The organism is Maribacter litoralis (genome assembly GCF_003075045.1).
Classification (GTDB): domain Bacteria; phylum Bacteroidota; class Bacteroidia; order Flavobacteriales; family Flavobacteriaceae; genus Maribacter; species Maribacter litoralis.
This window is the reverse complement of sequence record NZ_QCZD01000002.1, coordinates 609,976-631,564: the sequence shown is the minus strand read 5'-3', so window position 1 is coordinate 631,564 and position 21,589 is coordinate 609,976. Positions and strand designations below refer to the sequence as shown.

20 protein-coding genes and 2 tRNA genes are annotated in these 21,589 nt (G+C 36.7%); 12 read left to right on the top strand and 10 right to left on the bottom strand.

The annotated features are described in order from the left end of the window. Nucleotides 1-11: 11 nt before the first annotated feature. Nucleotides 12-506, top strand: a complete 495-nt coding sequence (locus DCS95_RS10055) for a metallophosphoesterase family protein (protein WP_116770644.1) — start codon at nucleotides 12-14, stop codon at nucleotides 504-506. 42 nt (nucleotides 507-548) lie between these two features. Here the strand turns inward: DCS95_RS10055 and DCS95_RS10050 are convergent, their stop codons facing one another. From DCS95_RS10050 to DCS95_RS10040, 3 genes are all read right to left on the bottom strand, one after another. After that, nucleotides 549-1,409, bottom strand: a complete 861-nt coding sequence (locus DCS95_RS10050) for a hypothetical protein (protein WP_116770643.1) — start codon at nucleotides 1,407-1,409, stop codon at nucleotides 549-551. A gap of 115 nt (nucleotides 1,410-1,524) precedes the next feature. Beyond that, nucleotides 1,525-2,022, bottom strand: a complete 498-nt coding sequence (locus tag DCS95_RS10045; protein WP_116770642.1) for a DM13 domain-containing protein — start codon at nucleotides 2,020-2,022, stop codon at nucleotides 1,525-1,527. Nucleotides 2,023-2,266: 244 nt separating this feature from the next. Next, on the bottom strand, nucleotides 2,267-2,677 hold the full coding sequence (locus tag DCS95_RS10040) for a DUF4293 domain-containing protein (protein ID WP_116770641.1): 411 nt from the start codon (nucleotides 2,675-2,677) through the stop codon (nucleotides 2,267-2,269). Between the two features lie 201 nt (nucleotides 2,678-2,878). Between DCS95_RS10040 and rho the strand changes: the two genes are divergently transcribed. The 3 genes from rho to DCS95_RS10025 all read left to right on the top strand — a co-directional run bounded on the left by rho (nucleotide 2,879) and on the right by DCS95_RS10025 (nucleotide 6,143). Continuing rightward, entirely contained in the window at nucleotides 2,879-4,513 is a 1,635-nt protein-coding gene (gene rho, locus DCS95_RS10035) for a transcription termination factor Rho (RefSeq protein WP_116770640.1), read from the top strand. Nucleotides 4,514-4,716: 203 nt separating this feature from the next. Then, nucleotides 4,717-5,421, top strand: a complete 705-nt coding sequence (locus tag DCS95_RS10030) for a hypothetical protein (RefSeq protein WP_116770639.1) — start codon at nucleotides 4,717-4,719, stop codon at nucleotides 5,419-5,421. 29 nt (nucleotides 5,422-5,450) lie between these two features. Continuing rightward, nucleotides 5,451-6,143 carry a hypothetical protein gene (locus DCS95_RS10025; RefSeq protein WP_116770638.1) on the top strand — a complete coding sequence of 231 codons (693 nt, stop codon included), beginning with the start codon at nucleotides 5,451-5,453 and terminating at the stop codon, nucleotides 6,141-6,143. Between the two features lie 63 nt (nucleotides 6,144-6,206). Here DCS95_RS10025 and rpsT read toward each other — a convergent pair whose 3' ends face one another. The 4 genes from rpsT to proS form a co-directional block, all read right to left on the bottom strand. Further along, nucleotides 6,207-6,458, bottom strand: a complete 252-nt coding sequence (gene rpsT / locus DCS95_RS10020; protein ID WP_036152561.1) for a 30S ribosomal protein S20 — start codon at nucleotides 6,456-6,458, stop codon at nucleotides 6,207-6,209. Nucleotides 6,459-6,506: 48 nt separating this feature from the next. Continuing rightward, a tRNA-Glu gene (locus DCS95_RS10015) sits at nucleotides 6,507-6,578 on the bottom strand. A gap of 44 nt (nucleotides 6,579-6,622) precedes the next feature. Further along, a tRNA-Glu gene (locus DCS95_RS10010) sits at nucleotides 6,623-6,694 on the bottom strand. Between the two features lie 78 nt (nucleotides 6,695-6,772). Then, on the bottom strand, nucleotides 6,773-8,248 hold the full coding sequence (proS, locus tag DCS95_RS10005) for a proline--tRNA ligase (protein ID WP_116770637.1): 1,476 nt from the start codon (nucleotides 8,246-8,248) through the stop codon (nucleotides 6,773-6,775). A 138-nt stretch (nucleotides 8,249-8,386) separates the two neighbouring features. Here proS and DCS95_RS10000 point away from each other — a divergent pair, with 138 nt between their 5' ends. Both DCS95_RS10000 and DCS95_RS09995 read left to right on the top strand, forming a co-directional pair. Next, nucleotides 8,387-9,664: a hypothetical protein gene (locus DCS95_RS10000; protein ID WP_116770636.1), complete on the top strand. Its 1,278-nt coding sequence runs from the start codon at nucleotides 8,387-8,389 to the stop codon at nucleotides 9,662-9,664. A gap of 32 nt (nucleotides 9,665-9,696) precedes the next feature. Then, nucleotides 9,697-11,202, top strand: coding sequence for an OmpP1/FadL family transporter (locus DCS95_RS09995; protein ID WP_116770635.1), 1,506 nt, complete (start codon nucleotides 9,697-9,699; stop codon nucleotides 11,200-11,202). A 145-nt stretch (nucleotides 11,203-11,347) separates the two neighbouring features. On the opposite strand, the gene DCS95_RS09990 is transcribed toward DCS95_RS09995, so the two are convergent. Together DCS95_RS09990 and DCS95_RS09985 are read right to left on the bottom strand one after the other, a co-directional pair. Continuing rightward, nucleotides 11,348-12,784 carry a T9SS type B sorting domain-containing protein gene (locus DCS95_RS09990; RefSeq protein ID WP_116770634.1) on the bottom strand — a complete coding sequence of 479 codons (1,437 nt, stop codon included), beginning with the start codon at nucleotides 12,782-12,784 and terminating at the stop codon, nucleotides 11,348-11,350. Between the two features lie 125 nt (nucleotides 12,785-12,909). Further along, entirely contained in the window at nucleotides 12,910-14,712 is a 1,803-nt protein-coding gene (locus DCS95_RS09985; RefSeq protein WP_116770935.1) for a T9SS type B sorting domain-containing protein, read from the bottom strand. 134 nt (nucleotides 14,713-14,846) lie between these two features. Here DCS95_RS09985 and folE point away from each other — a divergent pair, with 134 nt between their 5' ends. After that, nucleotides 14,847-15,527, top strand: coding sequence for a GTP cyclohydrolase I FolE (gene folE, locus DCS95_RS09980; RefSeq protein ID WP_116770633.1), 681 nt, complete (start codon nucleotides 14,847-14,849; stop codon nucleotides 15,525-15,527). A 14-nt stretch (nucleotides 15,528-15,541) separates the two neighbouring features. After that, nucleotides 15,542-17,020: a cysteine--tRNA ligase gene (cysS, locus tag DCS95_RS09975; protein WP_116770632.1), complete on the top strand. Its 1,479-nt coding sequence runs from the start codon at nucleotides 15,542-15,544 to the stop codon at nucleotides 17,018-17,020. Here cysS and DCS95_RS09970 read toward each other — a convergent pair. After that, nucleotides 17,017-17,940, bottom strand: coding sequence for an AraC family transcriptional regulator (locus tag DCS95_RS09970; protein WP_244178436.1), 924 nt, complete (start codon nucleotides 17,938-17,940; stop codon nucleotides 17,017-17,019). The genes cysS and DCS95_RS09970 overlap by 4 nt on opposite strands. Nucleotides 17,941-18,135: 195 nt before the next feature. Here DCS95_RS09970 and exaC point away from each other — a divergent pair, with 195 nt between their 5' ends. The 4 genes from exaC (at nucleotide 18,136) to lgt (ending at nucleotide 21,589) form a co-directional block, all read left to right on the top strand. Further along, on the top strand, nucleotides 18,136-19,659 hold the full coding sequence (exaC, locus tag DCS95_RS09965; protein ID WP_116770631.1) for an acetaldehyde dehydrogenase ExaC: 1,524 nt from the start codon (nucleotides 18,136-18,138) through the stop codon (nucleotides 19,657-19,659). A gap of 13 nt (nucleotides 19,660-19,672) precedes the next feature. Continuing rightward, the gene (locus DCS95_RS09960; protein ID WP_116770630.1) at nucleotides 19,673-20,047 is read left to right on the top strand and encodes a DUF779 domain-containing protein; all 375 of its coding nucleotides are present in this window, start codon (nucleotides 19,673-19,675) and stop codon (nucleotides 20,045-20,047) included. Nucleotides 20,048-20,158: 111 nt separating this feature from the next. Continuing rightward, nucleotides 20,159-20,386: a membrane protein insertion efficiency factor YidD gene (yidD, locus tag DCS95_RS09955; protein ID WP_425269156.1), complete on the top strand. Its 228-nt coding sequence runs from the start codon at nucleotides 20,159-20,161 to the stop codon at nucleotides 20,384-20,386. A 240-nt stretch (nucleotides 20,387-20,626) separates the two neighbouring features. Continuing rightward, nucleotides 20,627-21,589 (top strand): prolipoprotein diacylglyceryl transferase, encoded by a 963-nt coding sequence (gene lgt / locus DCS95_RS09950; protein WP_116770628.1) that lies wholly within the window; start codon nucleotides 20,627-20,629, stop codon nucleotides 21,587-21,589.

Sequence of the window (21,589 nt, the reverse complement as noted above, 5' to 3'; positions counted from 1 at the left end):
ACAATACACTAATGACCAAAATTCTTCTACTTTCCGATACACATTCATATATAGATAATGCTATTTTAAAGCATGTGGGCTGGGCAGACGAAGTATGGCACGCAGGAGATATTGGGTCTTTAAAAGTTACAGATGCCATTTCTAAATTAAAACCATTAAAAGGGGTATACGGAAATATTGACGACCATATTATTCAAAAAGAATTCCCCGAAAACAACAGATTTTTCTGTGAAGGGGTAGATGTACTTATTACCCATATAGGAGGTTACCCACCAAAATACAACATTAGAACTCGAGATATTATTAAAGAAAATCCGCCAAAACTATTTATCTGCGGTCATTCTCATATTTTAAAAGTAATGATGGACAAAAAGTTAGGGGTACTACATATGAACCCTGGGGCCTGTGGAAAACATGGTTTTCATCAGGTACGTACCATGCTACGCTTTATAATTGATGGGGATAATATTAAAGACCTTGAAGTAATTGAACTTGGCAAAAGATAATACAGGGCGATTTTTAGTTTTCCTCACCCTGTATTAAGCTAATTAATATTCAAAAGATATACCTAAAGAGACGGTTCCACCATCATAGATATTTTTTCTATTTACCAGAAAACCTGCATAATCTGAATACTGTGCCACCAAATTGAAATGATCGGACACTTTATACATTGATGTTACACCATAATTAGTGAATGTTGTTCCTTCTCCGAACAAGAAAGAGCCACTTTGTACATTATTTTCAGATGACAACCTTTCTTGTACTTTCAATTTTCCTATGAGATATAATTTATCAAAAAACAAATGTCCTACTTCAACACCTGCTTGAAATTGATTACTAAATTCTTCTGTTCTAAAATTTATACTGGAGAAAGCAGAAGCATATGTTTTGCCATTCTTGAAACCATGTGACGCTGCCAAGGTTGTCCAGATATTAAATTCACCATCGGACAAAGGCAGATTAATCTCATCAAACTCACCAAAAGCATTTGCGTTTTTAGATTGTGCAAAGTTAGTACCATCATTACTGGGTATGTCTACTGCCACCTGTAAGGACAGCGGGAAATTTTTAAGAAGTTTATATTTTACTCCCAACTGTATATTACCCACGCCAGCAACAGTTTCAGTTGTGCTGAAACTATTAAATTTGACTACAGGTAGATCTACTATGGCGGTAAGTCTATTTGAAATTCCGTATTCACCATAAAGCAATAGCCCCCCGGTTCTAAATTCGCTACCTTGATCGGCCAATCTGCCTTCGGTAGTAAAATAATCGTTAGAAGAAAAATACGATGCCGACGCTTGAAGATAAAATCCCTTTGCTTCCCTTGTCCATCCACTTTGTGCTTGTAATCCTAATACGAATAAGCAACAGCAGATACCTAAGAAAATTTTATTTTTTTCCATAATTCTGTTATTTCTGGTTATAGGTCTACAACATTGAAAACCCATAAAAAAAGCCTTTGGGAGACATAGAAAAACAGAATCAGGTGTCTCTATTCCCAAAGGCCATCAAATTTTTCTAGTTAAGGGCTACATTACCAAAAGGAATATTGGCAGTGGCACACCATAATATTATATGCGTATACTTAGCATCTGGTGTAGCATCTAGTTTTATGAACATTTCACCATTACCTGCAACATTACCGATCAACATTAAATCTGGATTTCCGTTCGCCGGATCAGCCGTAAATGTATCTGAAGTAGATAAAAATATTCCTACGGTTCCTGTTCCCAATTCAGTAGTAAAATCATCTCCAAAACGAACAAAGTTTGTACTTTCTGAATCTACACCTACCTCTACTAGACCTTGCGTAGGCGTACCACTTTCTGCAACCAGATCTCCACTTAGGGTCACCATTAAATCACCTACCGGCATTGAAGAATCTACTTCAACTGTTTCTGTTTCCACAACTGTTTCGGTTACCGTTACAACTTCTGCGTCATCATCTGAACAGCTAACGAAGAAAGTTGTTAATGCGCTAGCCAACAATACAAGAGTAAATTTTCTGTTTTTCATAATCGTAATTTTTAAATTGTTTATATTTTTTAAAACAGCGTAACTAACGACTATCGTTAGCCTTGCTGTTTCCTGATACAAACATAGAATTGTGGTATCACGAAGAATTCAAGAAAAAGTAAACAGTTTATCACATGCTAAGGAAATCTTGCAATATTTCTGTGATATTTAAAAAAGTGAAGACATAAAAAAACCCGGTAACTACCCCGGGTTTTAACGCACTAATACTACTAAGATTATAGGTTTAACGCAAGCGATCGACAGATTTTACAAGATCTTCATCCTTTTTTATAGCCCTATTTGCAAGAACTAAAAAAATGATAGAAAATACTGGAATCAGCATCCCAATACCCTTCTCAGAAACCGAAGCTTCTCCGGATAAGTTTAGTGATCGGTAAACGAAAAATCCTAATAAAAAAACGTTCAATATCATGTTCAGCCTATTAATAACAAACTGAGATTTTCTATTTTTAAATTGTACCATAGACCAAATTGCTAAAACGGCACTTGCGTAAAACACAATAGAAATGAGCATTTCATTGTTTGCATATACCTCGGTACCATCTACATCAATCCATAGATTAAAGAAGAACGGTAGAATACCTGTAAGTATTGCCACAATTACTAAATAAAGGCTCTGAATTCTCTGAATCATATATCTATTATCGCTTTACGATGCAAAAATACAGGTCTTTTCAAAAAATATAGCCATTTTATTCAAAATAATTTGTAATATTGCTACGTTATCACGTCATAACACCTACCAATTAAGGAATAACCTTCCTTAGAGATTATCCAAATAAAATTATTTACTTCTTACAATACAAACTACTTATATAATTTATTCTATTACTTAATGTTTGAGATTTCAGATTTAAAATCGAAAAAGCTACCTGAGCTTCAGGAAATTGCTAAAGGACTTAAGGTTCCTAAATTCAAAACCTTGAAAAAACTAGACTTAGTTTATCAAATTTTGGACTTACAAGCTGCCAACCCTAAAGTTGCTGCCGCTATTGCTCCTACCACTACAGAAGAAGCAAGTAAGCCTAAGGAAGAAAAGCCGAAACCAAAACCAAGACCTAGAAAACGTGTTGTTCAAAACACGAGCAAAGAATCTAGCACAGCCCCTAAACCAGCTGCGGAAAAAGCTGCTCCCGTAAAAAAGGAAACTCCGCAAGAAAACGAGGCCAAAGAAACTACTGAGCAAAAAAGACCTAGACCGAGACCTAAGTCTACCAATCAGTCGAACAACAATAACAACAAAAATTCGCAGCAGAATAACAATCACAAGAAGAAACCAAACCCAAGGACTCCCCATGACAAAAGCAATTTTGACAAGGATCTTAAAAACAGGTACAAAGAACCTGAATATGAGTTTGATTCTATTATAGCCAGTGAAGGTGTATTGGATATTATGCAGGATGGATACGGATTTTTACGTTCCTCCGATTATAATTACCTATCATCTCCCGATGATATTTATGTTTCTCAATCACAAATTCGTCTTTTCGGACTTAAGACCGGAGACACTGTTTTGGGTAACGTAAGACCACCAAAGGAAGGGGAAAAATATTTTCCACTTATTAAGGTGAATAAAATTAACGGTATAGACCCTCAAATAGTTCGCGACCGTGTGTCTTTTGAACATTTGACCCCGTTATTCCCTCAAGAAAAATTTAATTTAGCTGAACGCCAAAGCACAATATCTACACGAATTATTGATTTGTTCTCACCAATTGGTAAAGGACAAAGAGGTATGATCGTATCGCAACCTAAGTCTGGTAAAACCATGCTTTTAAAGGATATTGCAAATGGTATTGCAGCGAACCATCCAGAGGTTTATCAAATAATACTACTTATCGATGAACGCCCTGAAGAGGTCACTGACATGCAACGTAACGTACGTGGCGAGGTTGTAGCTTCTACTTTCGACAAAGAACCAACAGAACATGTGCGTGTAGCCAATATTGTTTTAGAAAAAGCAAAAAGATTGGTAGAATGCGGTCATGATGTAGTAATTCTTTTAGATTCCATTACACGTTTGGCAAGAGCATACAACACCGTTCAACCGGCATCGGGTAAAGTATTAAGTGGAGGTGTTGATGCAAATGCGTTACATAAGCCTAAGAGATTCTTTGGTGCAGCACGTAATATCGAAGGTGGCGGATCACTATCTATAATTGCTACTGCTCTAACGGAAACCGGATCTAAGATGGACGAGGTAATCTTTGAGGAATTTAAAGGTACCGGCAACATGGAGCTTCAATTGGATCGTAAGATTGCCAATAGAAGAATTTTCCCTGCTATTGACCTTACTTCTTCAAGTACACGTAGAGATGACATGTTGTTAGACGAAAACACGTTACAGCGTATGTGGATCATGCGTAAGTACCTTGCCGACATGAACCCGGTTGAAGCAATGGAGTTTATCGAACAACGCTTTAAACAAACTAAAAACAACGAAGAGTTCTTAATGACAATGAATCAATAGAATTCTTTTTGAGTATAAATTACAATCCCGATTTTGTCATGAAATCGGGATTTTTTATTTCCTGGAATTCTTTCCTTCGCAAATTGAAAAGGAAATAATCTTAAAAATTTTTCCTACTATTTTTTTAATATCTTTATACATCAGAAAGAACTATCCCCCAGTCTTTTAGCATTTTTCTTTAATAACCACTTAAATATCAGAAAATGAAAAGACCATCTATCCTTATCGGCAAATTCTTATGTGCAATTATCATCTCTACATCTATCAGTTGCAATGAACAACCCAAAGAGCAAGACCCAAAGAAACCGGAAAAACCAGTTGTTCTAGCACCACAAGAGATAGTACCGATATCACAAGCAAAAAACATGTACGATTCGTATGAAAAAAGGCGAGTACCCTTAATTCAACGCTATGAAGATTCAATAAATAAGGTTACTAAAAATGACAAAGAGTTCCATGTTGGTAGATTTGTTTACTACGACTATAAAACCATCAAACAATATTTAGAATACATTGAGCAAGAAGCTGCCGATGCCGGTGTTGAAATTTCGACTTTGCGACTCTATTACTCCAATTACCCAAATGAGGAATTTTTCCCAAAAACTAAAGATTCAATCAAACATCCTAGACAGAACAGCATAATGCTATCCCCTACATATAATGATGGTAAACGAGATTATCTTTTTTATATAGCACAAGGTACTGAAGGCAAAGAAGCAGTGCCCATGAACAACAGCTTTGAACCTATTAAAGTAGAATATGGTCATAATAACGACACCAATACAAAAGCGTATGCGTCGTTTGCACCGACTACCACCCCAACGAAAGCTGCACCGGCAACAGTACAAGGTGAAGAAAGTTTAACATTAAATAGAGGCACTGGAGTACCACCACCAAAAAACCAATAAATATTTCACAGTAAAACCGCTCATTGACTATGTTGGAGTATCTTTTAAATAATTACTATATCTCTCTCTATTTTATAGCGCTGGTTTTATCCATTACCAAATATAGACTGTACTATGATACCGTTTTAAAATATCTACCCATAATTCTTAGCTATGTTTTACTGTCAGAAATTTTAGGCGCAATCGTTAGGGATGTAGATGACATACAGCTAGTCTATATACCTGAATATTATAATTACAACACTATAATTTTCAACATTTTTGACATTGTGTTTTATCTATATTTCTTCTACATTTTCTATCAATTAATAGATAAAAAAAGAAGTAGGAATTTCATCAAATATGGCAGTGCTTTATTTTTATTGACCTGTATAGTCAATTTGTTTTTGCAAGACTTTTACACAGAACCGCAAAATTATGCCATTATTGTTGGAGCGATTATATTAGTATTTGCGTGCCTAACTTATTTGTACAAGATATTTTCTGAAGAACAGAAGTTTATACCTAGAAAAAACTTACTGTTTTGGATTACCTTAGGCTTACTTGTGTTTTACATATGCTACCCTATATTAATGTACATATTGTCTTTTGATTATCCGTTGTACACCACGTACAATCTTTCAAAGTATCACTATATCTCTATAGCCACTATGTACCTCTGTTTTATTATAGGATTTTTATCAATGAGAAGACTTAGACTTCCTGTAAAACAGCTTGAATAAAATTTAACCAATAAAAAAAGCCTTCCAAAAAATGGAAGGCTTTTAATTTCTTAAGGCAATCTCTTACAAAGCGGCAACGTGCTTCGCTAATTTACTTTTTAAGTTAGCAGCCTTGTTATCATGAATGATATTACGTTTTGCTAAACGATCGATCATGCTAACAACGCTTGGAAAAAGAGCCTCTGCATCTTTCTTAGATTCTTCTGCACGTAATCTTTTTATAGCATTACGTGTAGTTTTATGCTGATATCTGTTACGTAAACGAACTGCTTCGTTTCTTCTAATTCTCTTTAATGCCGACTTGTGATTTGCCATTTTATTCTTCGTTATAATTTCATTGGACTTTCATCCATTCTAATTTTGTAGTCCGTAGGGGAATCGAACCCCTGTTACCAGGATGAAAACCTGGCGTCCTAACCCCTAGACGAACGGACCATTATGTCACTTACTTTGGAGATACCCCCAAAAAATTTAATTTGTAGTCCGTAGGGGAATCGAACCCCTGTTACCAGGATGAAAACCTGGCGTCCTAACCCCTAGACGAACGGACCATACTTTGCGCAATTGCGGATGCAAAAATACAAATATTTTTCACTATCGCAACACCTGAATATATTTTTTTAAAAAAATTAATATGCTTTTGCAAATAACACCCTTTTATGAGATGGTTTACCGGTAACCATACAGACACCTTCTTCGCTCTTGGCATCAATGGGAATGCAACGTATAGTGGCTTTTGTCTCTTCCTTTACACGTTCTTCGGTTTCTTTACTACCATCCCAATGGGCAGAAATAAATCCGCCTTTTTCTTCTAAAACTTTTTTAAATTCATCATAAGAATCCACCTCGGTAATATGTTCCGTTCTATAATCAAGTGCTTTTTGATACATATTCTTTTGAATATCATCCATTAAAAACTCAATTTTAGCAACTACATCTTCCGCATTCACCGTTTCTTTTTGCAGTGTATCTCTTCTAGCAACTTCATAAGTTCCGTTTACCATATCCCTTGGTCCTATGGCCAATCTAACAGGTACGCCCCTCATTTCGTATTCATTAAACTTGAATCCTGGTTTGTGCGTATCCCTATTATCGAATTTCACCGAAATACCTTTTGACCTCAACTCTTTTACCAAAGGATTGACTGTTTCCGAAATTTGATCCAATTGATCTATACCCTTATAAATAGGAACGATTACAACTTGTATTGGTGCTAATTTTGGCGGTATCACCAATCCGTTATCATCACTATGCGTCATAACCAACGCACCCATTAATCTGGTTGAAACTCCCCAAGAAGTTGCCCAAACGTGCTCTTTACCACCTTCTTTGGTAGCAAACTTAACATCAAAGGCTTTTGCAAAATTCTGACCTAAAAAGTGAGATGTACCAGCTTGTAAAGCTTTACCATCTTGCATTAAAGCTTCAATACAATAGGTTTCAATAGCACCGGCAAAACGTTCACTTTCTGTCTTTGTACCTTTTATTACGGGTACTGCCATATGGTTTTCAACAAAATCAGCATATACGTTCATCATTTGCTCAGCCTCTTCAATAGCTTCCTTTTCAGTAGCATGAGCTGTATGACCTTCTTGCCATAAAAATTCTGCCGTTCTCAAGAATAATCTCGTACGCATTTCCCAACGAACCACATTTGCCCATTGGTTGATCAATAATGGTAAGTCTCTATAAGATTGGATCCATTTTCTATAGGTATCCCAAATAATGGTCTCAGAAGTTGGTCTAACAATTAACTCCTCTTCTAGTTTAGCATCGGGATCAACTATAATTCCACTACCATCCTCTGCATTTTTTAATCTATAATGTGTAACAACTGCACATTCTTTAGCAAAACCTTCCACATGGCTAGCCTCTTTACTCAAATATGATTTTGGAATAAATAAAGGAAAATAGGCATTTTCATGTCCCGTCTCTTTAAACATCTTATCCAAACCAGCTTGCATTTTCTCCCAAATACCAAAACCATATGGTTTAATGACCATACAACCTCTTACGCCGGAGTTTTCGGCTAAATCAGCTTTAACTACCAATTCATTATACCACTTGGAATAATCCTCGCTTCTCTTTGTCAACTTTTTACTCATTATCTGGACTTTGGCACAAATTTTGTGATTCTTAGTATGTAATAATTGGGTAAAACTAGTTATTTTTAATATGTTCAACAATATAATTTTGATCCGATGATATATTCCTTACCCCACAACAAACTTCGCAACATCTCAATGTTGGTAACCCTTGCTATATTTACAGCTTCTTGCGGTACCTACCAGCAATCTTCATATTACGACAATGACGGCATCTATTCAGATGATGTTACCAGAACAGTAGAAAGAAGACCGGAACAAAGAAATTACAACCAAAACTCCGCTCAAGACGATACCTATTCAGCATATTTTGGCGATAAAGCCGATCAATATGATCAAATATTGGATAGTGAAATATTTACCGATGTAGATTCTTATTCAAGCAATATTGTAAATGACACAATTACCGATGAGCAGTTAACGGATTATTACGCCGATGCAAATGACTATGAAGGTTATGGTAGCTGGGGTAGCAACAATGCCGATGTAAGTATTTATATACATAATAATGGTTGGAACAACTGGGGTTATGGAGGTTTTTACGGTTGGAACGACCCATTTTGGGGTTGGAACAATTGGGGATGGAACAACTGGGGTTATGGCGGATACTACGGTTATGGCTGGAACAGACCTTGGGGATGGAATAGATGGAATAACTGGGGTTATACCGGATTTGGATTTGGCTATGCAGGTTTCGGATTTGGATGGAACCGTCCTTATTATGGATATGCTTATGGATACGGCTACGGAAATAGATATAACAACCGTTATCGTGGATATACCAACAGAAGCTATGCGGTCAACAATTCAAGAAGAGGAAATTATACAAGAACAAGTACCAATAACAGCGGACTTTCTTCAACAGCGGCAAGAGGTCGTTCTAATGTAAACACCAGAGGCAACTCACCAAGATATAGAAGTACTTCTACACGCGCCACTACGGCAAGAAGTTCTGCAAACACTCGTAGTTCAAGAACCTATTCAGGAAATTCAACTACTAGAAGAACAGTCGGTGTAGATCAAAATAGAGCCTACAGAACAAGTAGAAGTACAAGAGCTACACCTAGATATAGTAGTTCTTCAAGAAACTACAGCAGCAGATATAGTAGCAGTCCTAGAACCTATAGTTCCAGTTCAACTAGATCTAGCAGTAGCAGGGTTGCGGTACCAAGAACTTCCACTTACAGAAACTCTGGTAGTAGCTCAAGAAGTTATTCATCAGGTAGAAGCTCTGGTAGTTCAAGTCGTTCTTACCGAAGCACCGGCAGCAGTTCAAGAAGCAGTAGCAGTTATAGCTCAGGCAGAAGTAGTTCTAGTAGCAGATCCTACAGCAGCGGAAGCAGCTCTAGAAGTTCAAGTAGCGGATCATCTAGATCTTCTGGATCTTCAAGAAGTAGCAGCGGCAGAAGAAACTAAAATCAATCACTTATCAAAATCGAAATATTGCTATGAAAAGATATTTAACTTTCGTAATACTAATGGCATGCGCCATTGGTAGTGCACAAAATATAAATGAAGCCTTACGTTACGGCACTGAAAACCTTCAAGGTACTGCTCGCTTTCAAGCCATGGGAGGTGCTTTTGGAGCACTTGGCGGCGACTTATCATCCTTAAACATAAACCCTGCCGGATCAGCGGTTTTCAGCAATAGCCTTTTTACAATTTCGGGATCTAATTATCATATAAATAATGATGCCCGTTATTTTGGTGATGCCAATATTACAAAAGACAATAATTTTGAAATGAACCAATTAGGTGGGGTATTCGTGTTTAGAAATACGAACCCAAATTCCGATTGGCAAAAATTTACACTTGCCTTTAATTACGATTTAGTAGATAATTTCGATAACGAATATTATGTTTCGGGCAGTAGTAATCAAGGTATTGACACCTATTTCTCAGAATATGCACAGGGCACGCCATTTGGTTCCATTCTTGTACAAGATGGTGAATTCTTGGAAGAAGCCTATCTTGATATTGGCGCATTTCAAGGATATAGTGACCAACAGGCATTTTTAGGATATTATGGTGGTATACTTGACCCGGAAACCGAAGATGACTCGAACACTAATTATGTAAGCAATACACTTTATGATTTTGTTGATCAAGATTTCATAAGAAGAACTACGGGCTACAATAGTAAATTTACAGTAAATGTCGCTTCTCAATATAAAGAAGATATCTACTTAGGCGCCTCGTTAAATTTTCACAGTGTTCTATACACACAATATGATGAATTTACAGAAGGAGGATATGAACCCAATTCTGAAATTACAAGAACCACTTTTGATAATTATTTGGAAACAGAAGGAAATGGTTTCTCTTTTAGCTTAGGTGCTATTGCAAAATTAAATGATAATGTGCGTTTAGGCGGTAGCTACCAATCTCCAACTTGGTACCGTTTAGAAGATAATACGTCTCAACGCATTAATTCTGATTTAGCTGACGAAGAGATTAATTTCATCAACTTCAACATTGTAAACCTTTTTGAAAAGTATACTGTTAAAACGCCAAGTAAACTTACAGGTAGTTTGGCTGTTATTTTCGCAAAAGACGGACTATTAAGCTTCGATTACGGTTACCAAGATTTTTCACAATCGGAACTACGACCTACTAGCGATCCAAGTTTTCAAACGGTGAATTCACAAATTGCAAGTGATTTAGGCGCTGTTTCCACATTTAGACTTGGTGGCGAATACAGAATTCAACAAGTTAGCCTAAGAGCAGGTTATCGTTTTGAACAAAGTCCTTACGCAAATGGCAATACTATTGGAGATTTAAATGCTATTTCTGGCGGAATTGGCTATAATTTCGGAGGAAGTAAATTAGATTTTTCTTTAAGCCGTTCTCAACAAGATGTTAGCGAACGACTTTTCAATGCAGGAATTACTACTCCTGCAATGATTGATAGAGGTATAACCAATGCCACATTAAGCTATACGATAAATTTTTAAAAGACTCATATACAAATAAAAAAGGGGAGCAATTGCTCCCCTTTTTTATTTTATTGGCACCGCCAAAGGGTATAATACCCCGAGGCTTGCCTAGAAATTAAAAGTTTATTTCCTTTAAATGCCTCATGAGCCTGTCCTGAGGGTTTTACCTTTTTAATGAAAAATGAGTTTTTCGGGTTTTGGCAACCAATAAGCCATCTTCTTGCTCGCCATATTCAAAGCGAAACCAATAATCAGTAGATGGCATTTGCTGTCCGTTAAAATTACCATCCCATCCATCTGTGGGTCCTAATTGCTTCAACAACTTACCGTATCTATCAAAAATAAATACAACAGGGTTATTTAATGTTTCAATACCTTTTACATTCCAGTCATCATTTGTTCCATCACCATTTGGCGTAAAGAACTTAGGGTAGCCTACCACTAAAAATTCCAAAGGGTCGGTTATACCACAGCCATTTTTATCGTTAATAATAACCGTATTAATTCCTGGAGGCACATTCATAAAGATCGGACTATCTTGAAATAAACCACCATTAATAGCATATTCATAATCACCATCACCTTCTACAATAAATTCAATATTATTTTGATCTGGATCAATAGAAAGATTGGTGTCCAATGTTTCTACACGGTCTAAAATAGGCGTACCATAAAAGGTCACCATAACCCCACTATCATCACTTACCGTTGGAGGAGAACCAGAAGCAGTTGTAATTGTAGCAAAGTAACGTCCTGTATTAGGGCTAACAATAACCAATTCAGCTCCAAAATCTCCCGATCCCGTTAATGTATCATCAATAATACCGTCATCTTCATAGTCAACTGTCCATTCTACACTAGCAATATCTGCACCTGCAGGCGAGTTCATAGCACTAATGGTTATTGGATCATCACCTTCACAAGCCACAATATCCAATCCTAAAAATTCATCTCTTAGCGTACAGTCTAGTGCCGTATTTTGGTCAGCACTTACAGAACTACCCGTAAAAGTCAACATAAAGGGCTCTGGGTCACCAGTAAAATTATCAGCAAAGTTGTTGATCAGTATATAATAAATTTCCCCTGGCAGTACATCTAAATACTCATCATATGTGTTTTGATTGCCCGTTAAAGAAGCCTGACCTTCTTGACCACTATCTGGATTAACACCGAGCCCGGTAAAATTTGTATCGTTCACTTCGTAATTACAACGAATTGGCTGAGCCGTACCATTACTAATATCGGCACAATCAACATCTGGTCCATAAACGGCAAAATCCCATTCTGCCGTAGGTGTTGACCCCGAAGATGGTAGCGCTTCAATATCGAAACCGACTTGACCACCCGTACCCGCTCTAAAAACGAACCATGATGTATTGAACTCTATATTTGCCGAGGTTAAACTACCTTTTTCCAAGCAGCCCGTTTCCCTGATAACTTCTGGATCAAAATCATCAACATCACCAGAACCACCTGCAATACCCATTATAGGTTGATCGGCACAAACAGGAATAGCCGTTCTACAATCGGCTGAATTCTGTGCAGCAACATTCCAACAGAAAAGAAACATGCAGCAAATAGAACAAATGAGTGTTCTCATAAAATGTGTAGCTATTTAGTATACGTGATGTATATTATAACTACACATGACCTGCTTTAGTATCTTACAGCGAAGATTCTAGCATTTAATCGATAAAATACACTTTTAGACACTAAAAATTAACCCTAGCGCTTTAAAGTAAAGTGATTATTAATATAAGATGCGTTGGTATTTTCACCTAAGGAATTGGTGTAGGAAAGTTTAAACCAATAATCTGATTCTGGTAACAGGCTTCCATTGAACGAACCGTTCCAACCACTAGAACCTTCAAAGATCTGATGCAATAATTTACCATAACGGTCATAAATAGTTATCACGGGGTTTTCCAATGCAGATAAACCATTTACCGTCCATGTATCATTAACATTATCTCCGTTTGGAGTAAAAAACTTTGGAAACCCTACAACCACTATATCTCTGGTATCTGACCCACAACCATTTATATCTCGAACAGTAATAGTATGCTCGCCAGGGAATAGATTATTAAAAAGTCCGCTACTTTGTGGCGTTTCATCATCTACTTGAAATTCAAAATCACCATCTTGTTCCAAATAGACATTGACCACGTTAGAAGCATCATCTTCATATTCAATGGTAATATCTGATATTACCGGCGGACTAGAAAAAACCACTGTAACCGATCTAACAGTAATACACTGTATCAACCCTTGAGTATTTGTTACAGACAACGTATATACACCGGGTTCAGCTACCGTTATTAAAGAAGAAGTTTGACCCGAACTCCATTCGTACGTAAAATTAGCGTCGGGTACTCGTTGACCAATAGTAACAACAGGCTCATCGCCACAGATATAAACTTCTGTTTCAAAATCTAACACCGGCAATTCAATACCGTTTACCTCAAAAGATTCAGAGGCATCAAAACACATTGAATTCTCTATTGAAGTAGTTCTAACATATATGGTTTGCGAAATTTGTGTAGGTACATATTCTTTTGAAAGTGCGTTGGCACCATCAAATGCATCTGCAAAACTTTCATGATAAGAGACACGAAAATCCATCGGACTTTGTCCTCCCAATGCTTCAGCATCCTTTTGATTAAAATCAATTGCCGTACCATCTAAACATGCGGTTTCATCTTCCAATTCAAAAGTTTCGGGCGATGGCGCATAAGCTACTTGTGTTTCACTAATTAAATTATTCCCTAAAGGTCTTACCACCAAAACGCGATACATACCAGAAACTGCGACAGATAACAAAGGGTCGTTTTCTCCGGGAATCTGCTGATAGCCCACCCCAGAATCAAGATACCATTCATAATCTAAAGCATCAGTGGTTGTAGCATCTAAAACTACCGTTTCATTATCACAAGCGATAATTGGCGGCCCCAATAAATTGTCAATAATATCACAATCTAAAGCGGAATTAGGAAACTCTACAAAGATGTTTCCTGAAAATTGAATGGAAAATCCGGAGTTATTGTTACTGAAATTATTGATCATTAACAGGTATTCCTCACCAGGTTCTACCGTTAACCAACCATCATACTGTATATTATTAATACCAGTCGGGTCCTCCCCCACTCCTATATAACTACTATTATCTGAGTTATCAAAATAATTACATCTCACTGGATCTCCCAATGCACTACAATCATTCGTTCTGTATAGGGCAAAATCCCAATCTTCACTAGAATCAAATCCTATATTAAAACCTAATTGCCCTGTTTCACCTATTTTAAAGGTATACCATGCAGAATTGGTTTCTATGGTACCGCTACCCTGGGTAATACAACCAGAAATAGAAGCGCCGTTATAATCATCTATTCCGTATCCATTAGTTCCTCCATTAACAGGTGTATTATAACAAATAGGTACTGCATTGGCACAGTCTGAAGACACTTGAGCAAAACATGTGAAGACACCAAAAAAGCAAATTAAAAAAATGGAGATACCATACTTGGTCATAGGGGCCATGTGATTTGGAAAAATAAAATTAACGAGACCTTAACGTTATGGCTAATTTATGTTGTGTAATGCCCGTAATTAGTTATAAAGTGGCACATATTGTATATCTTTGCAGCTTGTAAAAGAAAGATAAAATGAAAATTGAGGATACACTGGAAAATCAATTTGACGAAATAGGAAACGATCATATTTCTACGTCAGAAGATACTCCATTACGTTCAGACGCTTTTGATTTGGACGATGCCGAAAAGATTGAACGTATTCGCAATAACGTACGCGAGATAATGCTAACATTGGGTCTAGATTTAACCGACGATAGCTTAAAAGGAACTCCTAACAGAGTTGCTAAAATGTATGTGAACGAAATTTTTGGCGGATTAAATCCTAGCAGAAAACCTAAGGCTTCTACTTTTGACAATAAGTACAAGTATGGTGAAATGTTAGTTGAAAAAAATATCACATTATACTCTACTTGCGAGCATCATTTGCTACCTATAGTTGGTCGTGCACATGTTGCCTACATCTCAAACGGTACTGTAGTTGGGCTTTCAAAAATGAACCGTATAGTCGATTATTATGCCAAGAGACCTCAGGTACAAGAACGCTTGAATATTCAAATCGTAAGAGAATTACAAAAAGCGTTGGGTACTGAAGATGTTGCTTGTGTAATAGATGCAAAACACCTTTGTGTAAATTCTCGAGGCATACGCGACATAGACAGTAGTACGGTTACAGCTGAATATGGTGGAAAATTCAAAGAAGAATTGGTTCGCCGTGAGTTTTTGAACTACTTAAATTTAGATACCCATTTTTAATAGCATATAGCTTCATGCAATTGTACGAAAGTCAAGAAATTAAAGTATATAATTCCTTAACAGGAAAAAAAGAAGTTTTCAAACCCATAAATACAGGTCATATCGGCATGTATGTTTGTGGACCAACAGTGTACAGCAATGTTCATTTAGGAAACTGTAGAACTTTTATGTCCTTTGACATGATTTTCAGATACTTTAAACACTTGGGTTATAAAGTACGCTACGTTCGTAATATTACCGATGCCGGTCATTTGGTAGATGACGCAGAAGACGGTGAAGATAAAATTGCAAAAAAGGCACGTTTAGAAAAATTGGAACCTATGGAAGTTGTACAGCGTTACACTGTAGATTTCCATAATATTTTAGAGAAATTTAATTTCTTACCACCGAGTATTGAGCCTACCGCAACAGGTCATATTATAGAGCAGATTGAAATAATTAAGGATATACTTAAAAAAGGATTTGCTTACGAAACCAATGGTTCTGTATATTTTGATGTAGCAAAATTCAATAAAGAGCACGAGTATGGTAAGTTAAGTGGGCGCAAGCTTGAAGACATGATTGCCAATACACGTGATCTTGCCGCTCAAGACGACAAGCACAATCCGCAAGATTTCGCATTGTGGAAAAAAGCAGAACCACAACATATTATGAGGTGGCCATCACCATGGGGAGATGGTTTCCCAGGGTGGCACTTAGAGTGTACGGCCATGAGCACCAAATACCTAGGTGAAACATTTGATATTCATGGCGGCGGAATGGATTTAAAATTTCCACATCATGAATGCGAAATTGCCCAAGCTGAAGCTTGCAACGGTCAAAGTCCGGTAAATTATTGGTTACATGCCAATATGCTGACCTTGAACGGAAGAAAAATGGCAAAATCTACAGGAAACAGTATTCTTCCTGGTGAGATTTTTTCTGGTGAGAATGATATTTTAAGTAAGCCCTTTTCCCCATCAATGGTAAGGTTTTTTATGATGCAGGCTCATTATACCAGTATTTTAGATATGAGCAATGATGCGCTACTGGCGTCTGAAAAAGGGTTTAACAAGTTAATGGAAGCCTTTAATTCTTTGAAATCATTAAAAACGGGCAAATCTACCGATTTTGACGTTAAAAGTTGGAAATCATCTTGCTATGCCGCAATGAACGATGATTTCAATACACCTATTTTAATAGCAAAACTTTTTGATGCCGTTAAACACATCAACTTGATCAAAGAGGGTACTGAATCTATTACGGAAGAAGACAAGCAAGAATTAGAAGCTACATTGCACAGTTTTGTATTCGATGTTTTAGGTCTTGAAAATAAAAGTAGTTCAGACGCAGATACAGAAAAACTAGGTGGTGTAGTCGAATTGCTTATAGAGCTGCGTAAAGCTGCAAGGGAGAATAAAGATTTTTCTACCTCAGATAAAATACGTGATCAATTGGCCGAATTGGGCATTCGATTAAAAGACGGTAAAGACGGTACAACTTACAGCCTTTAATCTAAATATCTGGATTTTTGAATTTTAGACTGGTATTCGCCGGGTGCCAAATGCTGCCTTGTTTTAAAAACTCTATTGAAGTACGATCTACTTTCAAATCCGCAATCAAGATACACATCTTTTATACTTCTATTGGGATCTTGCAATAAACCTACCGCTAGTTTTATTCGTTCATTATTTATGAACTCTACTGGTGATATACCCAACTCTTGCTTAAACGTTCTATAAAAGTGTGACGGACTCATACAAGCCATTTTACTGAGAAAATCTACGCTTAAAGATTTGTGAACGTTATTTCTTATATATCGTATAACCTCGGTCAACCTACTCTCTTTCTTAATGGTCAATGTTGCATTACTATATATTTTACGTTCATTGGTCTGCAGAATTCGTATGATCAGCTCGCGTAACATATTATCAACGAATATATCCTTTGATGGGTGATCTTCTGAAAAAAGAAACAATAAGCGCTGTATAATTTGATAGATTCCTCTATCATTCACAAAATGAAAATTATAATCCATTAGTCCCCATGCCTCTTTATTACTTTTAGGCATGTTCTCGTTCATAAACTGCAATACCTTATTAATCTTTTCTTCAGATATTGCCATTGCCAAACACCTGGTTGGGTTCTTTGCCATGGCCTCAGGAAAATCGATACACATACTTTCATTGGCGGGCAATACCAAAGATTCACCGGGCAAAAAGTCAAATACCTCATAATCGCGCAAGTGCATTATCTTCTTTCCTTGAATCATACTTGCCAAAACAGGCTGTTCAAATTTTAGGAGAACACTTGCTGCTTGCTCATGGGTTTCAAAAACATGCATGGTCGCATTGTTCATCGAGTACGATGTTTGGTTCTCGACCATGGTCTCCAAGCGTCTTCCTTTTAAAAAACTGTCAGATAACTGAATCACAATTATATTGATTTAATTTTAAGGAATTTACAAAATTATATACTTAAAAAAATCATAAAATCAATTATTGATAGAATAGTTCATATTATTCGTAGAATGCGTCAGACAAATTGATATTATGAGAAGTACATTTAGAGTATTGTATTGATGCACACTCAATACACTTACTTCCAGTATTAACTTAAATCATATATTATGAGCACAACAGCAACTGTAGAAAAAGATGTACTTCAAAAACCCAAATTCAAAAATCAATATGAAAACTATATTGGCGGCAAATGGGTAGCACCGAGTAAGGGAGAGTATTTTGACAATATTTCACCTGTAGATGGTAAATCATTTACAAAAATACCGAGATCAACATCCGAAGATATTGAAAAGGCAATAGATGCTGCATGGAAAGCAGCTCCATCATGGAACTCATCTTCAGCTACCGAGAGAAGCAATATGCTTTTAAAGATTGCAGACAAAATAGAGCAGAATCTTGAAGTTTTGGCAAGATCAGAAACTTGGGACAATGGTAAGGCAATTCGAGAAACCCGCGCAGCAGATTTACCATTAGCCGTAGATCATTTTAGATATTTTGCAGGTGTTATAAGAGCCGAAGAAGGTTCTGTAAGTGAATTGGATTCTAATACCGTGGCTTTAAATGTTACTGAACCTTTAGGGGTCGTCGGTCAAATTATTCCTTGGAATTTTCCTTTATTAATGGCTACTTGGAAATTAGCACCGGCTTTAGCTGCTGGAAACTGTGTAGTGTTAAAACCAGCAGAACAAACTCCCGTAGGAATCTTAGTTCTAATGGAAATCATAGAAGGAATTTTACCTGACGGAGTTCTTAATATAGTAAACGGATTCGGTGCTGAGGCAGGAAAACCATTGGCATCTAGCCCAAGAATTGACAAAATAGCTTTCACAGGTGAAACCACTACCGGACAATTAATCATGCAGTACGCATCTAAAAACATAACTCCGGTTACCTTAGAATTGGGCGGTAAATCTCCGAATATATTCTTTGAGAGTATTATGGACGCCGATGATGAATTCTTTGATAAATGTTTAGAAGGTGCCAACATGTTCGCTTTAAACCAAGGTGAAGTTTGTACATGTCCGTCTAGAATGTTGGTTCAAGAAAGCATATTCGACAAATTTATTGAACGTGTCATAGAGCGTACCAAAGCAATTAAAATGGGGCACCCCCTTGACCCTAATACAATGATGGGTGCGCAAGCCTCTAACGATCAGTTCGAAAAAATTCTCAGCTATATTCAAATAGGAAAAGAAGAAGGTTGTGAAGTGCTTACCGGAGGTTCTCAAGCGTACAACGAAGGTTTAGAAGGCGGTTACTACATAGAACCAACCATCTTAAAAGGAAATAACAAGATGCGCGTTTTCCAAGAAGAAATTTTTGGTCCCGTTCTTTGCGTAACTACCTTCAAGGATGAAGCGGAGGCCATAGAGATTGCAAACGATACTTTATACGGATTAGGTGCCGGAGTTTGGACACGCGACACACACCAAGCATATCAAATTTCAAGAGCCATAAAGGCAGGTAGAGTTTGGGTGAACTGTTATCACCTATACCCTGCGCATGCGCCATTTGGTGGGTATAAAAAGTCAGGTATTGGTAGAGAAAATCACAAAATGATGTTGTCGCACTATCGTCAAACCAAAAACATGCTTATCTCTTACGATAAGAAAAAAATGGGATTCTTTTAAAAAACCTAATACAATGAAGACAAAAAGAGTTCTGGTAACCGATAAAGCAGCAGAGGTAATTGCCCAATTAAAAGAAAAACATGGAGGACTTATGTTTCACCAAAGTGGTGGGTGCTGTGATGGTTCTTCACCCATGTGTTTTGAAAAAGGCGATTTAATGCTTGATGATAACGATGTGTGCTTGGGCTCAATTGAAGGTTGTGACTTTCATATGTCGAAAGATCAGTTTGAATATTGGAAACATACGCAGTTAACAGTTGATATTACCCAGGGTATTGGCTCTAGTTTTTCATTGGAAATTCCTTTAGGTCTTCGGTTTTTGATTCGATCTAGATTATATACCGAAGAAGAAGCATCTCATTTAGAACCCATAAGAATAGGTGCCTAAACAAAAACCATTTAAATGTCATAGGTCCGGATGCAACCCATCCGGACTTATTATTTAAATACATTCTACAGTTTTGTAGTAAATTTGCAGTATCAATTTATCGATTTGAAAATCACACTAAAAAAAATTCTCATTGCTCCTTTTGTTTTGTTGGTTCGTTTTTATCAACTAGCCATATCACCTTACACTCCTGCTACTTGTAGATATTCTCCCACTTGCTCGCATTACACCTTAGAAGCATTAAAAAAACATGGGCTTTTTAAAGGGGGATGGCTAGCCACAAAACGAATTTTTAGCTGCAACCCTTGGGGCGGTAAAGGCTACGACCCAGTTCCTTAAAAAGTTCAAGTTCAAAATACAAACTCAAGAATAAAAACTAGGCTATTCAAACTAAGTACAGTAGGTCATAAACTGCTAACCTAGTTTCACAAATTAAATATTCTTTTCAATTATCTATTTTCACTTTTCTCTATTTTCAAAATTCTTAACGCTCTTTTAACCTATAACAAAACCGATTTCCACAATCTAAAGCCTAAGTAGATTTCTATTTTATTATCTTAGCCTTTCTAAATTCAACACATGCATTTCTTAGGAATTACTTGGAATCCGAATGAGACACTTTTCAATATCGGCTTCATTCAAATAAAGTACTACAATCTACTTTGGATAACCGCCTTTGCCCTAGGTTGGTTTCTAATGAAAAAGATTTTCCTCAACGAGAAAAAATCTGTAGAACAGTTAGATTCCCTTTTTATTTACACGGTTTTAAGCACCATGTTGGGTGCTAGACTAGGTCATGTGTTTTTTTATGATTGGGCATATTACTCTAATCACCTTATAGAGATTTTAATTCCTGTTCGAGAAAGTGATTCGGGCAGTTTACTGTTTGGACTAATAGATGGTTATGAATTTACCGGTTTCACTGGTTTAGCAAGTCACGGAGCCACTATAGGTATTATCATTGGAACTTACTTGTACACTAGAAAATATCCTGAATTCAATATGCTTTGGATATTTGACCGAATGGTAATACCAGTTTCCATAGGTGCATTCTGTGTTCGTTTAGGAAATTTCTTCAACTCTGAGATCAATGGTAAGGTGGTTGATGAAAATTTCATATTCGCCACTAAATTCATAAGGGACTCAGACGACCTACATCCATCAAAAGCATTAGGGATTACTCAAGAAAAAACCTTGAATGCAGCTTATTCCGCTATTGAAAACAATCCGCAATTTTCTCAGTATTTAGCAGAGATACCATACCGTCATCCTGCACAATTGTATGAAGGAATAGGCTATATATTTATATTCATTTTACTGTACTTTCTATATTGGAAAACCGACAAAAAAAACAAAACAGGTTACTTGTTCGGTTTGTTCTTTGTTCTACTCTGGACAGTGCGTTTCTTTGCGGAATTCGTAAAGAAAAGCCAAGGAGGTTTTGAAGAATCATTAGGACTGCTTTCTACTGGCCAATGGTTAAGTATCCCTTTTATCTTAGTCGGTTTCTATTTCATGTTCAGAAAAACTAAAACTACATAA

Coding starts and splice junctions, on each gene's coding strand:
- DCS95_RS10055 (WP_116770644.1), top strand. CDS start 12: ATGACCAAAATTCTTCTACTTTCCGATACACATTCATATATAGATAAT.
- DCS95_RS10050 (WP_116770643.1), bottom strand. CDS start 1,409: ATGGAAAAAAATAAAATTTTCTTAGGTATCTGCTGTTGCTTATTCGTA.
- DCS95_RS10045 (WP_116770642.1), bottom strand. CDS start 2,022: ATGAAAAACAGAAAATTTACTCTTGTATTGTTGGCTAGCGCATTAACA.
- DCS95_RS10040 (WP_116770641.1), bottom strand. CDS start 2,677: ATGATTCAGAGAATTCAGAGCCTTTATTTAGTAATTGTGGCAATACTT.
- rho (WP_116770640.1), top strand. CDS start 2,879: ATGTTTGAGATTTCAGATTTAAAATCGAAAAAGCTACCTGAGCTTCAG.
- DCS95_RS10030 (WP_116770639.1), top strand. CDS start 4,717: ATGAAAAGACCATCTATCCTTATCGGCAAATTCTTATGTGCAATTATC.
- DCS95_RS10025 (WP_116770638.1), top strand. CDS start 5,451: ATGTTGGAGTATCTTTTAAATAATTACTATATCTCTCTCTATTTTATA.
- rpsT (WP_036152561.1), bottom strand. CDS start 6,458: ATGGCAAATCACAAGTCGGCATTAAAGAGAATTAGAAGAAACGAAGCA.
- proS (WP_116770637.1), bottom strand. CDS start 8,248: ATGAGTAAAAAGTTGACAAAGAGAAGCGAGGATTATTCCAAGTGGTAT.
- DCS95_RS10000 (WP_116770636.1), top strand. CDS start 8,387: ATGTTGGTAACCCTTGCTATATTTACAGCTTCTTGCGGTACCTACCAG.
- DCS95_RS09995 (WP_116770635.1), top strand. CDS start 9,697: ATGAAAAGATATTTAACTTTCGTAATACTAATGGCATGCGCCATTGGT.
- DCS95_RS09990 (WP_116770634.1), bottom strand. CDS start 12,784: ATGAGAACACTCATTTGTTCTATTTGCTGCATGTTTCTTTTCTGTTGG.
- DCS95_RS09985 (WP_116770935.1), bottom strand. CDS start 14,712: ATGACCAAGTATGGTATCTCCATTTTTTTAATTTGCTTTTTTGGTGTC.
- folE (WP_116770633.1), top strand. CDS start 14,847: ATGAAAATTGAGGATACACTGGAAAATCAATTTGACGAAATAGGAAAC.
- cysS (WP_116770632.1), top strand. CDS start 15,542: ATGCAATTGTACGAAAGTCAAGAAATTAAAGTATATAATTCCTTAACA.
- exaC (WP_116770631.1), top strand. CDS start 18,136: ATGAGCACAACAGCAACTGTAGAAAAAGATGTACTTCAAAAACCCAAA.
- DCS95_RS09960 (WP_116770630.1), top strand. CDS start 19,673: ATGAAGACAAAAAGAGTTCTGGTAACCGATAAAGCAGCAGAGGTAATT.
- lgt (WP_116770628.1), top strand. CDS start 20,627: ATGCATTTCTTAGGAATTACTTGGAATCCGAATGAGACACTTTTCAAT.